Raw genomic sequence first — 15,946 nt, 5'->3', positions numbered from 1 at the left:
AAAGAACAACAATTATGAAAACGTCAGAGACAACAATAAACACATTTCCAGTAATCAATATGAAATGTGCAGGATGTGCTTCAAGTATTGAAAGCTTCTTAAAGTCGCAAAGCGGAGTAAAAGAAGTTACCATTGACCTTGAAGGTGCAGAAGTTACAATAGAGTATAAGCAAGAAGTAATAAGCCCGGCAGAATTAAAAAAAGGAGTTCAGTCAATAGGTTATGATATTGATATCAAAGCCTAAGCAGTTTAGAAATTCTCTATAACATGAACAATGAAATTATGAGCAACCCACATATCATTAAAAAGACTTACCCTGTGCTTCACATGACTTGTGCTTCGTGTGCCAATAGTGTTGAGAGTATGCTCATCAGTCAGGATGGAGTAGAACAAGCAGCAGTCAATTTTGCCAGTGGCACCGTTAATATCAGTTTTGATGATACAAAACTGAAAGCTGCCAGGCTTCAGGAAGTAGTTCAGTCAATAGGCTATGATCTCGACATTGAGGACGCTGAACTTTCAAGTGAAAAAATGGAGGCGCAGCAAGCCGCAAAAATTAAAGAAGTAAAAATCAAAACGATTGGTGCCATTGCACTCTCCTTACCGATTGTTATCATCGGGATGTTTTTTATGAGCAGTGATGGCCACTCTTCTATTCCTTATGCCAATGAAATCATGTGGTTTTTAGCAACTCCCGTGGTTTTTTGGTTTGGAAAGGACTTTTTTATCAGCACCGTAAAGCAGGCTAAACACAGACAGGTAAACATGGATACATTGGTTGCACTAAGCACCGGTGTTGCCTATTTGTTTAGCGTATTTAACACCCTATTCCCAAATTATTGGCTAAGTCGCGGGCTGCACCCACACGTTTATTTTGAGGCCGCTGCTGTAATTATTGCTTTTATTTTGTTAGGTAAATACCTTGAAGAAAAAGCTAAAAGCAGCACTTCTACAGCCATCAAAAAGCTAATGGGACTTCAACCAAAAATGGTCAGTGTAGTCATTGGCAATAAACACGCCATGCCAACACCAATTGAGAAGGTGAGGTTGGGAGACGTTATTCAGGTGAAACCTGGTGAGAAAATAGCTCTTGATGGTACTGTCATCGAAGGCAGCTCTAATGTAGATGAAAGTGCCATGAGTGGCGAACCTATTCCTATAGAAAAAAAGGAAGGCGATAAGGTGTTAGCAGGTACGATCAACCAGAAAGGCAGCTTCAAATTTGAAGTGAAAAAACTAAGTCATGATACACTGCTTTCCCAGATCATTAGAATGGTGCAAGATGCCCAGGGCAGTAAGGCTCCTGTTCAAAAGCTTGTAGACAAAATAGCCAGTATTTTTGTGCCTATCGTTATTGGGATAGCGCTTATCACTTTTGCAGTATGGTATTTCGCTGGTGGAGAACATGCGTTTACTCAGGCTTTATTGTCAATGGTCACAGTACTTGTTATCGCCTGCCCTTGTGCATTGGGACTGGCAACACCAACGGCTATCATGGTTGGTGTAGGTAAAGGAGCCAGTAACGGCATACTTATAAAAGATGCTGAAAGCCTTGAGCTTGCAAAGAAAATAGACACCGTAGTGCTGGACAAAACCGGAACAATAACAGAAGGAAAACCTGTGGTAACTGATATTTCCTGGCTAAATGATAATGATGATAAAAAGGACATCTTACTTGGTCTTGAGCAGCAATCAGAGCACCCACTTGCCGCTGCAGTTGTTGATCATTTTAGTAACATATCATCAGCTTCTATATTATCATTTAACAGCATTACAGGTAAAGGTGCTTCGGGAAAGCATGATGACAAGGTTTATTTTATCGGTAATATGAAACTGATGGATGAGAACAGCATTGAAATAAATGAGTCTCTTCAAAATAAAAGCGATGCATGGAAAAAAGAGGCTAAAACCGTCATCTGGTTTGCTGATAAAAAACAGGCACTTGCAGTCCTTTCGATAGCCGATAAAATAAAAACTTCATCATCAGAAGCTATAGCCGCACTTAAGGCACTGGACATTGAAATTCATATGCTTACAGGAGATAATGAGGCAACAGCTTCAGCCATTGCCAACAAAGTAGGCATAAGTCACTATCGCGCAGAAGTTCTACCTCAAGACAAGTCAGAATATATAGAACAACTGCAGGCCAATGGTAAAACTGTAGCTATGGTTGGCGATGGCATTAACGACAGCACTGCACTTGCCCAGGCTGATGTAAGCATTGCCATGGGCAAAGGAAGTGATATTGCCATGGATGTAGCCAAAATGACCATTATAAGTTCAGATTTGAATAAAATACCTGCCGCCATTAAGCTTTCCAAGCAAACTGTTGCTACTATTCGCCAAAACCTCTTCTGGGCATTTATTTATAATGTAATTGGCATTCCAATAGCAGCAGGGGTACTCTACCCTATCAACGGTTTCTTACTAAATCCGATGATAGCAGGAGCTGCCATGGCCATGAGCAGTGTAAGTGTGGTAACCAACAGTCTTAGGCTGAAGTTCAAGAAAGCATAATGAAAGTAAATACCAATGCCTGGAATAAAATCAGATATACTGTTTTTACTCCCATTTACGATCTTGTTGGTAATGTTTTCAATAACTACAGGAAATTGTCAATTGAACAACTTGAATTGAAACCTGATGATAATGTACTAATAGTTGGAGGTGGAACAGGTTTGGATCTACAATTTTTGCCACAAACTGTAAATGTCACTGCTACAGACATTACACCCTCAATGGTCTCTCGAATGAATGATAGTATTAAAGCATTAAATCTTAATGGAGTGGCCAGGGTTATGGATGGCCAGAAGTTGGAATTTGATGATGCTAAATTTGACAAAGTCATTCTTCATTTGATACTTGCCGTAATTCCGGACCCGGTGGCATGTATTAAGGAAGTGGAAAGGGTATTGAAACCAGGAGGAAAAGTGACAATATATGATAAGTTTATTCCTGATGAGAGTAAACTAAGTTTGGGGAGAAAAATTGGAAATATTTTCACCAACCTGATTGCCACAGATATCACCAGAAAGCTTAATGGCATATTGGAGTACTCAAATCTCAAGCTTGTTAAGACTATGAATGGAGGTTTTAAAGGCTTCTTTAAGATTTATGTTTTAGAGAAGCATTAGCATAAATCAAAAAAGTCCCGGGGCAGACCCTGGGACTAAAACTATACCTAAACGAAAATTAAAAAATCAATTTTTATTGCTCAAAGCTTCAATTTCGAGTGATGCTACTTCTAATTGAATTTGAGAAAGCAGGCAATAAATGCTGTACAAACCATTTGTATCATAGGCATTATTAAACTTCTCTTGTAGCCATTTGTCTTTGTCTTTCATATCCAACAGGATAGAGTTAACCTGAGGCTCAATAGTTGACAACTCCTTTTTGAATCTCACAAGTTTATCATACAATTCGTGACCATTGAACTGATGGTTAGCCTTATTGTCGATCATTACATCGCGCAGATCAACACCTTCCATAGTTACATTTCCTTCATTCAATTTCTTACTTTTTGAAGTTGGATCCACCTGTAAAACGATGTATTCTTTTAATGCATCAACATAGCTGATAACTTCCTGAGCAGAAGAAGTAAGGTTAGGTGCTTCAACATTTTTTCTAAGGGTGGCCAGGCGGGCCATTTTTGAGTCTATAGAGGACTCAAGGTTAGCATTGACTGACAATAGGGAATCTCTATAGCCGTGAGTGGTTTTCTTGTTACTAAATGCGAAAAAAGTGCTTACAATAGCTAGTAACAAAACAGAAATGGTTGCGGGCTGTAGCTTGGTTAACGCATCTGCTCCCGCTGATTTAAATAGCAATGGCAAAAATATCATTAGCACAATGCCTATTCCAAGAAATAAAAGCTCCTGGCCACCAGGTAAATGCAGCACCTGAAATAGTACACCAACTATAAAGGACTCTGCCCCTAAAAAACCACTAACATTTCTGATCTTACTCAGCAACATATCTGATTGCTTTAAAGTTAAAATCAGCAACATGGGCAAATAGCCAAGGGTTAATCCAATAGCGCCAAGCAAAATCAATTCATTTGCTGCCGGTAGCGATTGGATTTTCATAATTGAGCCCAGCATGAGAACTGCCGAGCTGCCGATTCCGATTACATTCATTACTTTTTTCATGGTGTTGTATTTTTGAGTTATTAAATAATTTGTTTGCTCTTGAATTTCCCGGTACCCATCAGGAAAAAATTGATGTTTAATCCTTTCATAGACCTCATCGAAAGGAGAATTATCGTTTCCTTCATATTCCAGGATGCAGCAGATATGATCCAACAGATCATCTTGCAAATCCTTCAGCTCTATTCCATTCTGCCTTATATCACCCTTTATCAAATCAACTTGAAGTGGAGACAGTGTCATGCCAGTGAAGGTTTATCTGTTAAGATATTTTGCAGGGTGCCAATAAACTGATGAAGTTCATTTACCTTTTTTTCAGTGCTAAGCTTTCCTTTATCGGTAAGACTATAATATTTCCTTACCCTGTTACCAATCATCTCTTCATCCGTTTTCACAAGTCCATCATCCTTGAGCTTATGAAGCGCAGGATATAGTGAACCTTCCTTGATCAAAATTTTGTCATCAGACAATATCTTGACGCGTTGCGTAATCTCATAACCATACATTTTGCCATTGTGAGACAATAACTTTAAAATGATTGTGGTTAGCGTTCCTTTTAATAATTCTTTAGAGTACATAGGGTTTATTTACATAGAAGTTCTATGCAATTATATGTAGAAGTTCTATGTATACCAAATATCCGGGAAAATAATTTTTTAATTTTTTTAAGAAACTTCCTCCATTTGCCTAACAAACGTTTGTATTGTTCGTATAAAAACCTATAATTGAAACAGAACTTATACTTAATCTAAACGCATCATGAAGACTTTAATAATATCAGCGGCACTTTCACTAGGCTGTCTGGTAAGTTTTGGTCAAAGTAAGGGAGACCTTAAAGGGCCTGCTGCCAAGAATTACAAGCCATGGCAAGACAAGACTGCAAAAACTACCTTGGTTACAAAATCTCAAACTTCGGAGTTATCCGGACCTGAGGCCAAAAATGCTAAGGCATGGGAAATAAAAGAGACTAATCTGGTTGCTGTAAAGTCAGTAGCCAATAAACCAAAAGGGCCTAAGGCCAAGAATCAAAAAATTTGGGAAGACTAAGAAAAAAGCTTTAATCATGAAAAAAGGCCATCAGCCGGTTGACTAATGACCTTTTAACGTTCACAGGTTTTGGTTAAAGTTTTTTCTTAGTGTTTTATGTCAAGTTTGAATGTCATGTCGGGTGTTCCTTCTGAACACCCGATAATGACTGAACTTATACTTAATCAAACTAAACTAGCACTTCGGCAGACTTCACCGTTCTGATGATTCTTGCCGCAATTTTATATGGATCTCCATTAGAAGCAGGTCTTCTATCTTCCAACCATCCCTTCCAATTATTTTCTACAGTTGCAATCGGAATTCTAATAGAGGCTCCCCTATCAGACACTCCATAACTAAACTTGTCTATTGACTGTGTTTCATGTGCTCCTGTCAATCTTTGATCGTTGTAAGCACCATAAACATCAATATGTTCTTTTACAAAAGGAGCGAAACTGGAGCATACTGATTCATAAACACTCCTATCCCCAGCCTCTCTTAACAGGCTGTTGGAGAAGTTTGCATGCATTCCCGATCCATTCCAGTCGCCTTTCAATGGTTTTGGATGCCAGTTGATGGCCAAACCATATTTCTCCGCTGTACGCTCCATCAAATAACGCGCAACCCATACCTGATCTCCAGCCTGCTGCGCTCCTTTGGCAAATACCTGAAACTCCCACTGACCAGTGGCCACTTCTGCGTTGATGCCTTCCACATTTATACCAGCCTCTAAGCACAGGTCAAGATGTTCTTCTATGATCTCTCTACCATAGGCATTATTAGCGCCAACTGAGCAGTAATAAGGTCCCTGAGGCCTTGGATATCCATTGGTAGGAAAGCCTAAAGGCAAATTAGTATCCGGGTTCCACAGAAAGTACTCCTGCTCAAATCCGAACCAGAAATCATCGTCTTCATCATCAATAGTAGCTCTGCCATTGGAAATGTGTGGTGTTCCATCCGGATTTAGCACCTCAGTCATAACCAAGTAAGCATTTTTTCTACCCGCATCAGGAAAAACAGCCACTGGCTTTAAAAGGCAGTCTGAAGAATTCCCTTCTGCCTGCTCTGTTGAACTTCCATCAAAGGACCACATTGGACATTCTTCCAGAGTTCCATCAAATCTTGAAACAATCTTTGTCTTACTTCTCAAACTCTGGGTGGGCTTATAACCGTCCAACCAGATGTACTCTAATTTAGTCTTCGCCATAGTTGTAGTTAAATTATTAATCAGTTAATCAATTTGTTATCGATGAAAAATCACCAATTATCATTTATTTTCACTTTGCTTTTTTGCTCCTGTTCAACGGGTATAACTACTATTTCACTTTTGAGTATTGCCACTTCACTTTCCATTTTCTTTAGAATAGTCTGCTTATGCTTTTCCCATTGCTTGTCAGCATCAGCTAACAACGGCTCAAGCGCCATTTGACCATTCCTCTTCTCCTCATACCTGCCATACCTGTTCCTCTCATATTCATGAAAAATCAAATCCGTTATCACGTACCTATACCTATTCCCCTTTACTTCTATCTGCACATTATAATTTAGCCGCCCATGCGGCACCTTGCTTATTCGTTTATTATAAAGCATAAATGACGCTTCCTTACTGAAACCTTGCTCCTCGTATCCTTCCTCAACTTTTTCAAATCCCAGATTCTCAACATTCTGAACGAGGGTGTCATAACCAATTGTAGTGTTAACAACCTCCATGAATACTATCTTCCCACTTTCATCATAGCTATACTCAAGGAGTGTGCCTGTTAGCTGCGATAAGGTGAATAGTAAAAACATGGCTAATTGCATTGGTCTTAAGGTTTTAGAATGAGTAAACTGCTGCTAGTACAAATGAGGAAAGGCTCTTGGTTGGTAGATAATCGCTATCGGTGAATGAATCTTCAGAAGAGCTATCCAATCTGAATTCAGGAATAATTGTCAAATCGCCAACTTTGTATTGTGCTGAAAGGGTAACATCTATAACACTTCCATCTCCGTCAGCATCTAAACCAATAACGCCAAGTCCACCATTGTAAACCTGGAAGTACTCTATTCTTGCCCCTAAAGAAAGAGCATCAGAAGTCGCTACCTGAAAGTACCCTGCCAGTCCGTAAAACCCAGCCGCATCCCCGTCTACATCTTCTATAGTAGTGCCATTAACAATTTCGCCAGTTCCTGTGCTATTGTAAGTAGCATTTAAACCAAGGAACAACTTATCAGAAAGATCGAAACCTGCTGTGATATCACCCTGGAATGTGCTTCCCGCTGAAGTGTCCCCATCGGTGTCCAAATCCTCGTCCAGCTTTCCATCCTGATCTCCGTACAAGAAATTGAAGTACACACCCTTGATCCCAAATTGCGCTCCTAAAGTATAAGTACTAACGAAGTTAAATTCAGTCATATCAGTTGGGTTCATAATAGAAACCATGGCTGACATGTCATCAGAAAGTGCGAAATCAGCCTTTAGTCCTGTATGAGAGAACGGACCATAGCTAAACATATAAGATGTAGAATAATTAAAGTTAGCCGTAGGAGATATCACTTCATAACCAAGAAAGGTATTGAAATTACCCATGGTTAAAGTCACATTGTCGCTAACATTCCAATAAGCATATAATTGATTTACAATTTGTGCGCTACCTCCAAAAGAGCCATTTACAGCAGCGTTCATTGGAGAACCAAAAACGGCATCTTCCCCTCTGGGACCGAATACAAGATCGGCAACAAAACCAGCCTTTTTGCCTTCTTTGGCTAATATAAGATTGACCATTCCCAAAGAGAACCCGGGTCTGTTAGCAAAAGAAGTTCCCGGTGCAGTACCATCAATTACGCCAGGCATTTTATTAGGAGCCCCCAAATTAGTTCTAAAGTAGGCATCCACTGATCCTGAGACTGTTACAGCCGAAGACTCAGTTTCCTCTACGTCCTCTTGTGCAAATGCTACACTAAATGATAAGAAAAGGGCCATTATTGATAAAATGTTACGATTTTTCATTTTAAATTTGAGTTACGATTAATGAAATATTTAATTGTGAGAGCTCCTGCCTGATGAGGTGTCCAATCTATGTCAGGCGGAGCTTTGTTATTTTATATGCTATTCGTCATACACGATAGTATATCCCCTGATACCATGTTCGCTGCTATCCAATCCAGATTTTTCATGTTCTGCAGATACACGAACGCCAGTTGTTTTCTTCATAATAAAGAAGATCACGAACGCAGATATGAATGCTGCTGCACCACATACTGCCACACCAATAAGTTGAGTTAAAAAGGAATGATCAGGATTACTTGAGAACAAACCAACGGCCAATGTTCCCCACACTCCACAAGTTAAGTGCACAGATACTGCACCTACCATGTCGTCAAGCTTGAACTTATCTAAAGTAACGGCAGACAATACAACCAGAATACCCGCCACAAAACCAACAAGTAGTGCCCATCCCGGGTTTATTACATCAGCACCTGCTGTGATACCCACCAAGCCTGCAAGTACACCGTTAAGCACCATGCCCAAATCCAGTCTTTTGAAAACAAAGTAGCTGGTAATAAGGCCTCCCATTGCGCCTGTGCAGGCGGCAAGGCAGGTTGTTACCAATACGAATGAGGTAATTCCAGGGTCAGCCGAAAGAACCGAGCCTCCATTAAAACCAAACCAGCCTAACCAAAGAAGGAATACCCCAATTACTGCCAATGGCACACTAGAGCCTGGTTTGTCAATGACTTTGCCATCAACATACTTGCCAATACGTGGCCCTACTATAATAATACCTGCCAAAGCTCCCCAGCCACCCACTGAGTGAACCAGTGTAGATCCGGCAAAATCATAAAATCCCATGTCATGAAGGAATCCATATCCCCATTTCCAACTTCCTATAATTGGGTAAACAATGCCTACAAATATTAAAGTGAATATCAGATAGGAAGTAATTTTAATCCTCTCGGCCACAGCTCCTGAAACAATAGTAGCTGCTGTAGCGGCAAACATTGCCTGGAACAGAAAATCCGTCCAGTAAGTATAGCCTCCACCTACATAATCGACCGTAGTACCGCCATCTGGCAGGGTAAGGAAGAAACCAGCAAAGCCAAACCACTCGTAACCTTCTCCATCAACAAAGCCGGGGTACATCAGGTTAAAACCGATAAGGAAGTAGGTAAGAATACCGATAACTGGAGTAAGCGTATTCTTAAACAATATGTTGACAGTATTTTTTGCCTGACCAAATCCAGCCTCAACACCGGCAAACCCAAGGTGCATAATAAATACCAATGCCGTACAGAGCATCATCCACACATTGTTTGCTGTTAAGAAGTTATTGGCAATAGAAGAGATCTCTTCTGTTTGCAAAACCTCAGCTGCCTCCACAACTTCTGTTGCTGAAGCTAATCCCAACACCACATTGGAATATAATTCCGGTAGTAAAAATTTCAACATAATTAAATTTTGTTTAGTTAATAATTATCAAAATATTATTCGCTTTGACTAAACAAATAAATAATAATGATTTTTACTTTCAAAACTGTTTTAGGGTATTTTTTTATGCACTATTTTCAATTTTATTATAGAAAACGATTGCCAAGCTTATTTTTTAAGCTTATTTAATTGAAAATTTTATAAAATTTTATTAAACTGGTTAATTTTGAAATTAAGAATAAATTACAGGTGTGAATTTTTATAAAAACCCCTGCGAATAGGAGTATTACAATTCAATTTTTGATTTGAATTTTAAGGTCACAAGAACAATTGTTATAGCTCTAAGAATTTTAAGAAATCTCTCAATACAATCTTCCTGACCAAACCTTCCATTTTACCAACTACAAACGATGAACATTTGGGACAGCACAGTCAAATCCATATGATTGGAAATTAAAACCACACAATGTATCCTAACTTCTGAAAAGCGATTTAAACTTTACTCAATTAAATTAATTTAAGTATCTTAAAACAGATACATTATCAATGGAACCTGTCACACTTCATCGCACCAAACAAAAATATGGAAGCTCAGTTATGAACAAGATTTTTGTTCTCTTAACCTTTTTCGTTTATGGCCTTAACATCCCTTCAGACGCTCAGTTCTACCCGGCCAGAGTTTATGGCCTTAGTGATGGAATGCCTACAAATGCAATTTTTGACATAACACAATCAAGTGATGGCGTTATGTGGTTTTTAACATCTAAGGGTGTAGTGAATTATAACTCATTGGATTGGAGGCTTTTTGCTGACAGTTTGGAATTGCCAAATACTGCTTTCTCAGTCATACATCCTTCAGAAGACGGTATTATCTGGGTAGCAGGCCAAAACAGCACCTCTTTTGTAATTAAGTATTACCTAAACGAACAATGGCATCAATTAAGCATTAAAGGCTTGCCCGAAATAGAAAATCGATTTGCTTTTGATGTTGTTAATACCAAGAAAAATGGCTATTGTATCTTATTAAGTTATAAGAATGCAGTTTATCAATATGACACCCAATCGCAAAAATTAAAGAGTTATATAATTTCCAATAAGGAGGATTTTTTTATCAATGCATTGAGTTTTAAAGATAACAGTGTGTATATCGCTAGTACAGATGGTTTATTCGTCCTAGACTCAGAAACAAATCAACACCCCGTCAATAAATTCATCACAGACAATAAGGAAGTTTTACAGTTCCGTTGGAAAAATGAAGCCCTTTTTCTTCTTGGAAAAAATTGGCTGGGAAAATATGAAAGTGATTCATTTGAATATTTAAGTACAAAAACGGGAGTGGCTCAGCGAAGCCCATATAACAAGCATAACCTGACCATAGATCAGTTTGATCGGATTTTTTATAGCAGTAACACCTCTGCAAAATACTTCGACAAGCAGACATCATCAGGAAAAACGTTGCTTATTAATGGAAGGGTACTTAATGCCAGAAGCAACAGAATATTTGTTGATATTGAAAATAACGTGTGGGTTGGAGACCACCGAGGACTGTTTAAATTCAATGTTTTAAGGTTTGAAAGCTTTAACGAAAACATAGGCTTGGCAAAAGATGAAGTCACTTCAATTATTCAGTTAAATGATGAAATCATACTAGCCAATTCAAATCATCTCAATATATTAAAAGGTAGTATTATTCAAAAAAAACTACAGCTAGGAACAAAAGGAAATATTCGTGTTCTTGACATGGCAAAAACCTCTTCTGATTTAGTCTATATCGCAAGTTACGGAGGAGGTTTATTGGTGTATGATGGTAACGCGATTTCTAAGTTGAATTGGGTAAGTCAAGATGGCAAAACTGAAATAACTTCAGTTGAGTTTTTTAATGACAAACTCTTTTTCAGTTCAAACACTACCATATATGCTATTGAAGATGGTATAATAAATAAAAAGTTTGAAGCATTAGGAACCAGAAATATTCAAGTACTGAATGACAGTACTCTTGTTGCTTTAACCAGTACTGAAGGGTTTTTAACATATAATGTTATTAACGGAGATACAGCTCGATATACATCTTCAAAAAACACCTATAGCAGTGTTTATTCTATCATTAACTGGAGAGGGCAATACTACATTGCTACTGGCGGAGGGCTTGCCACCATAAAGGATGGTATAATCTCTCCAATTTTCGTTGACAATAAACTAAACAGGGTATCCATTTATGGCTTTCTTATAAGCAAAAATGATGAACTAATAATGGGAACCAATGAGGGTATTTTCATCTGGGACGGACAATCGCTAATAAATTATAACAAAAGCTATGGCCTAATTGGTGACGAAGTAAACAGAAATGCTCTTATACAGGATAATAAAGGCAATGTGTGGATAGGCACCGAGTTAGGTGCTTCAATATATAATGTTGATGAAGATATGAGATTGAAAATCAAACCAAACCTTAACATTACGAAGGTAATCAGTCAAAAAGGGACAGTTCTTGACAAATCTGGAACGGAACTTAACCACCAAGACAATACTATTGAATTCAATTTTATGGGAGTCACATTTTTTGACGAAGAACATATTACCTATCGCTATAAGCTTGAAGGTTTTGATGCAGACTGGATTTACATCAAAAATCCGAACTCCAATTCTGTACGCTATACTCATCTTCCGCCAGGACAATACAACTTCACAGTAGAGTCTAGTATTGCCAATAGCACCTGGAGTGATGCTGAAAGCATATCTTTCAATGTGAATGCTCCTTTTTACACTAAAGCATGGTTCTTATTTGCAGCAATCTTCTTTACTCTTTTGCTTCTGTATATCATTTATAGAATACGGTTTTATGTAATCCTTCAGAATCAGAAGGCACTTCAAGAAGAGGTGGCGATTAGAACCATGAAGATACAGACCATGAATAAAGAGATTCAGACTCAGAATGAAGAGTTGAAAATGCAGAGTGAGGAGATCATCACTACCAATGAAAGGCTTGAATCTACAGTTCAGGAAAGAACGCGTCAATTAAGGGAACAAAACGAGAAATTATCAGAATATGCGTTTATCAACTCTCATCAGCTTCGGGCTCCAATTTGTAGAATAATAGGCCTTCTTAGTTTATTAAAACTTGAAGACAAAAAAGAATATGAGACAATCCTGCAGTTGCTTCATGAAACAGGAATTGAATTGGATGAAATTTCAAAAAACATCAATAGCATGTTAGACAATGTCGATCTTTCGGAATTAGAACAAGCTAATAGCATTGAAGTATTAAATACAAAGAATGTTGAAGATGAAAACAATATTTTAAATCAACTAAATAATCAATAATGCAAACTGCTTCCTCACACTCCATATACCACGACATGTTCATCAAGTCCACTCCTCAAAAGGTATTTGACGCTATCACTCAACCCGAACATCTTAACAACTGGTGGACTTTAAAATGCAGCGGTAGTCCAGTTGAGGGAAATGAATATAACTTCTATTTCACCCCAGAGTATGATTGGTATGGAAAGGTTAGCAAAGCTGAAAATGGCGAGGCCTTTCATATAAAAATGACCAATGCTGACGAGGACTGGAACCCCACGTCCTTCGGTTTTGACCTTACCGAGTTTGAAGGTGGTGTAGATGTTAAATTTTGGCATGTTGACTGGCCAGAATGTAATCATCATTTCCGAAGATCGTCCTACTGCTGGGCTATATTATTACAAGGCCTTAAAAATTATGTTGAGAAAGGCATTATCATTCCTTTTGAAGAAAGGGAGTAGGTTAGTTTCCAGAAAACATCGACCTGATTTTAATTTAGGTCAATGTTTTCCGGAATGACCAATATCACTCGTTCCTTAATGTTGTCACAGGATTGGTTGTAGCAGCACTGATAGAATTGTAGCTGATTGTGGCTATTGCTACTAATATTGTGATAATCATCGAAGAAACTATAGGTACTACCCCCACGACAGTTCTGTATTCAAATCCGCCCAGCCAATCAGACATCAGATAATAGCCGATGGGTGCGGACACTACAAATGCGACCAGGATAAGTTTACCAAAATCTTCTGAAATAAGGATAAAAATGGAAGACACTGATGCTCCTAATACCTTTCTAACCCCAATCTCTTTGTTCCGCTGCTGAACAGTAAACGATACCAGCCCCAGGAGCCCTAAGCATCCTATTATTATCGCCAGTGTGGCAAAAACAATAAATATATTACCTAACCTCTGCTCACTTCTATAGAGTGCATCATAGTCTTCATCCATAAATGAATATACAAATGGCCTTTCTGGCACTATCTGCTTCCATACGCTTTCTATTTCGCTTAAAGACTGGTTTACATTATCCGATTTAAGTTTTATAAATAGTTTATTGTACTGTGCTGGCTCAATAAACAAAACAAGGGGATTGATTTTTCTATGCAATGAGGCAAAATGAAAGTCTTTAACTACACCAACGATTTGGCCTGACCTTCCACTTACCTTTGCATTTCTACCCAGAGCATTTTCAGGGGAAATCATCAATTGGTTTAAGAGCATTTCGTTGACTATAAATGCATACTGTCTTAATTCAATACTGTCAAGCGTAGCCAGTTTTGTATCAGCTTCTGTAAATTCCCGACCATGGATTATTTCCATTTCCATGTTTTTGGTAAACTCCCGATCTACAGTTAATGCCACAGTATTTGAGTTAGGTGCTTCCACACCTTGAATCTCGATGCCATATCCTCCATTTATTTCAGTAGGGCTCTCAGACGCCATTGATACGCCTCCAACATCTGCTCGTTGCTCAAGTGCACTTTTAATTGCTTGAAAATTCTGATTCACTTGTCTGTCTGTGGGTAAAACCAGCACATTGTCTTTGGAATAGCCCAGCTTCTTATTCTGCATAAAGTTGAGCTGCTTATAAATCACCATAGTGCCAATAATTAGCAAAATGGAAATAGAGAATTGCACCACCACCAGTACCTTCCTCAATAGTCCTCCAGTTTTTGATCTCTTAAATGTTCCTTTCAAAACATTTCCTGGCTGTAATGATGATATGCTTAAGGCCGGATAGGCACCTGCTAAAAAAGCAACTAAGATAATAATTGAAACCAACCCTGATAAAATCACAGGATCTAAAATATCAGCGGTGGTTAATGTTTTGCCCGTCAAATTATTGAATGGCAATAAAGCTATGTTAATAATCACGAGAGCTATGACTGCCGCCAAAGTAGTTACAATTACAGACTCGCCCATAAATTGATTAAAAAGTTGTCTCTTGGCCGCACCCAGTACTTTACGCATACCAACTTCCCTTGCCCTGTCCATCGAACGTGCTGTAGCCAGGTTCATATAATTTATGCAGGCTATAACAAGTATCAGGAAACCAATCAGGGTTATAATATAGATGTATTTAATATCTCCTTGGGTTTGCATTTCAGTACTCAACTTAGACCTAAGGTGAATGTCTGTCATAGGAAAAAGATCAAAGCTTATCCTATCATCATTTTGAAAAACTTCACCTAGTGCTTCTCTTACCACATTTTCAATTCCATCTTCTATCTTCGAAATATTTGCAGTGTTGTTTAACAACACATAGGTAGCGTAATTTGCACTCCACCATGTTTCACCTTTTGAGGCTCTTAAAGAGGAAAATGAAGCCAGAAAATCAAACTTTAAGTGAGAGTTGTCTGGAATATCCTTCAACACTCCCGTTACTTTATATTCTGTTTGACCCACTTTTATTACCTCTCCAAGGGCATCATTATCACCAAAATATTTAGCAACCATTGACTCTGTAAGAATCACTGAGTTGGGGTCTACAAGTGCTTTTTCTTTAACTCCTTCTTTTAATTCGAAAGAAAAAACATCAAAGAATGTGCTGTCGGCATAGAAAAATCGTTCCTCCTGAAATGAGGCATCATTCAATGATACCACCTCTGGACTAAACATGGCAACATCAAATATCCTGGTGCCAGATACCACTTCATTAAACTCGCGACTCATGGTTGGAAGCAGAGCAGTTGGTGTCACATACATGGACTGGGACGTACCACCCATACTATAATTAATATTGACCCTATAAATATTATCAGCATTGGTGTGAAACTTATCGTAGGACATCTCATCCAGCACATAAATTCCTATAAGCAAACAGCAACTGATACCTACGGCAAGCCCAAAAACATTAATAGAAGTATAGCCTATTCTTCTTACAAGGTTTCGGAAAGCGATTTTGATGTAATTCTTTAGCATGATTTGATAAACTTTGTAGGTGTATAAGAGTCAGGTTATATCAAAAAGGTTGCATCAATTTAAATAATTTCACCCGTTAATGCTTTTGAGCCCCTAACAAACATTAGTTATAATTATTATATTTGATTTTTTAACCATACA

At 38.3% G+C, this 15,946-nt stretch carries 13 protein-coding genes; 6 read left to right on the top strand and 7 right to left on the bottom strand.

Translation table 11 applies throughout. From position 1 onward, the window contains the following. The first annotated feature begins 14 nt into the window (after positions 1–14). From RIB54_RS18275 to RIB54_RS18265, 3 genes are read left to right on the top strand one after another with little or no spacing between them, the layout of a single operon-like run. Positions 15–245 carry a heavy-metal-associated domain-containing protein gene (locus RIB54_RS18275; RefSeq protein ID WP_350102241.1) on the top strand — a complete coding sequence of 77 codons (231 nt, stop codon included), beginning with the start codon at positions 15–17 and terminating at the stop codon, positions 243–245. A gap of 23 nt (positions 246–268) precedes the next feature. Continuing rightward, entirely contained in the window at positions 269–2,518 is a 2,250-nt protein-coding gene (locus RIB54_RS18270) for a heavy metal translocating P-type ATPase (RefSeq protein ID WP_350102240.1), read from the top strand. Then, complete coding sequence (locus RIB54_RS18265; protein ID WP_350102239.1) at positions 2,518–3,135, top strand: class I SAM-dependent methyltransferase; 618 nt, start codon at positions 2,518–2,520, stop codon at positions 3,133–3,135. Before RIB54_RS18270 ends, RIB54_RS18265 begins: the two co-directional genes overlap by 1 nt. 66 nt (positions 3,136–3,201) lie before the next feature. On the opposite strand, the gene RIB54_RS18260 is transcribed toward RIB54_RS18265, so the two are convergent. Continuing rightward, on the bottom strand, positions 3,202–4,389 hold the full coding sequence (locus RIB54_RS18260; protein WP_350102238.1) for a hypothetical protein: 1,188 nt from the start codon (positions 4,387–4,389) through the stop codon (positions 3,202–3,204). Then, positions 4,386–4,724 (bottom strand): PadR family transcriptional regulator, encoded by a 339-nt coding sequence (locus RIB54_RS18255; RefSeq protein WP_350102237.1) that lies wholly within the window; start codon positions 4,722–4,724, stop codon positions 4,386–4,388. Before RIB54_RS18255 ends, RIB54_RS18260 begins: the two co-directional genes overlap by 4 nt. 181 nt (positions 4,725–4,905) lie before the next feature. On the opposite strand from RIB54_RS18255, the gene RIB54_RS18250 reads away from it, so the two are divergent. Then, positions 4,906–5,193, top strand: coding sequence for a hypothetical protein (locus RIB54_RS18250; protein ID WP_350063733.1), 288 nt, complete (start codon positions 4,906–4,908; stop codon positions 5,191–5,193). A 169-nt stretch (positions 5,194–5,362) separates the two neighbouring features. On the opposite strand, the gene RIB54_RS18245 is transcribed toward RIB54_RS18250, so the two are convergent. The 4 genes from RIB54_RS18245 to RIB54_RS18230 all read right to left on the bottom strand — a co-directional run bounded on the left by RIB54_RS18245 (position 5,363) and on the right by RIB54_RS18230 (position 9,601). Next, positions 5,363–6,379: a glutamine synthetase beta-grasp domain-containing protein gene (locus RIB54_RS18245; protein ID WP_350102236.1), complete on the bottom strand. Its 1,017-nt coding sequence runs from the start codon at positions 6,377–6,379 to the stop codon at positions 5,363–5,365. A 50-nt stretch (positions 6,380–6,429) separates the two neighbouring features. Beyond that, positions 6,430–6,975, bottom strand: coding sequence for a hypothetical protein (locus RIB54_RS18240; protein WP_350102235.1), 546 nt, complete (start codon positions 6,973–6,975; stop codon positions 6,430–6,432). A 13-nt stretch (positions 6,976–6,988) separates the two neighbouring features. Further along, positions 6,989–8,161, bottom strand: a complete 1,173-nt coding sequence (locus tag RIB54_RS18235) for a porin (RefSeq protein ID WP_350102234.1) — start codon at positions 8,159–8,161, stop codon at positions 6,989–6,991. Positions 8,162–8,260: 99 nt separating this feature from the next. After that, positions 8,261–9,601: an ammonium transporter gene (locus RIB54_RS18230; RefSeq protein WP_350102233.1), complete on the bottom strand. Its 1,341-nt coding sequence runs from the start codon at positions 9,599–9,601 to the stop codon at positions 8,261–8,263. Between the two features lie 525 nt (positions 9,602–10,126). Here RIB54_RS18230 and RIB54_RS18225 point away from each other — a divergent pair. Continuing rightward, on the top strand, positions 10,127–12,901 hold the full coding sequence (locus RIB54_RS18225) for a ligand-binding sensor domain-containing protein (RefSeq protein WP_350102232.1): 2,775 nt from the start codon (positions 10,127–10,129) through the stop codon (positions 12,899–12,901). After that, a complete protein-coding gene (locus tag RIB54_RS18220; RefSeq protein WP_350102231.1) occupies positions 12,901–13,341 on the top strand; it encodes an SRPBCC family protein in 441 nt (146 codons plus the stop codon). The genes RIB54_RS18225 and RIB54_RS18220 overlap by 1 nt, the downstream gene beginning before the upstream one ends. A 64-nt stretch (positions 13,342–13,405) precedes the next feature. Here RIB54_RS18220 and RIB54_RS18215 read toward each other — a convergent pair whose 3' ends face one another. Continuing rightward, positions 13,406–15,805, bottom strand: coding sequence for an ABC transporter permease (locus RIB54_RS18215; RefSeq protein ID WP_350102230.1), 2,400 nt, complete (start codon positions 15,803–15,805; stop codon positions 13,406–13,408). Positions 15,806–15,946 lie beyond the last annotated feature (141 nt).

Source organism: Fulvivirga sp. (genome assembly GCF_040218215.1).
Lineage (GTDB): Bacteria > Bacteroidota > Bacteroidia > Cytophagales > Cyclobacteriaceae > Fulvivirga.
Note: the sequence above shows the minus strand (reverse complement) of the source record. Positions and strands in the feature narration are given on the sequence as shown.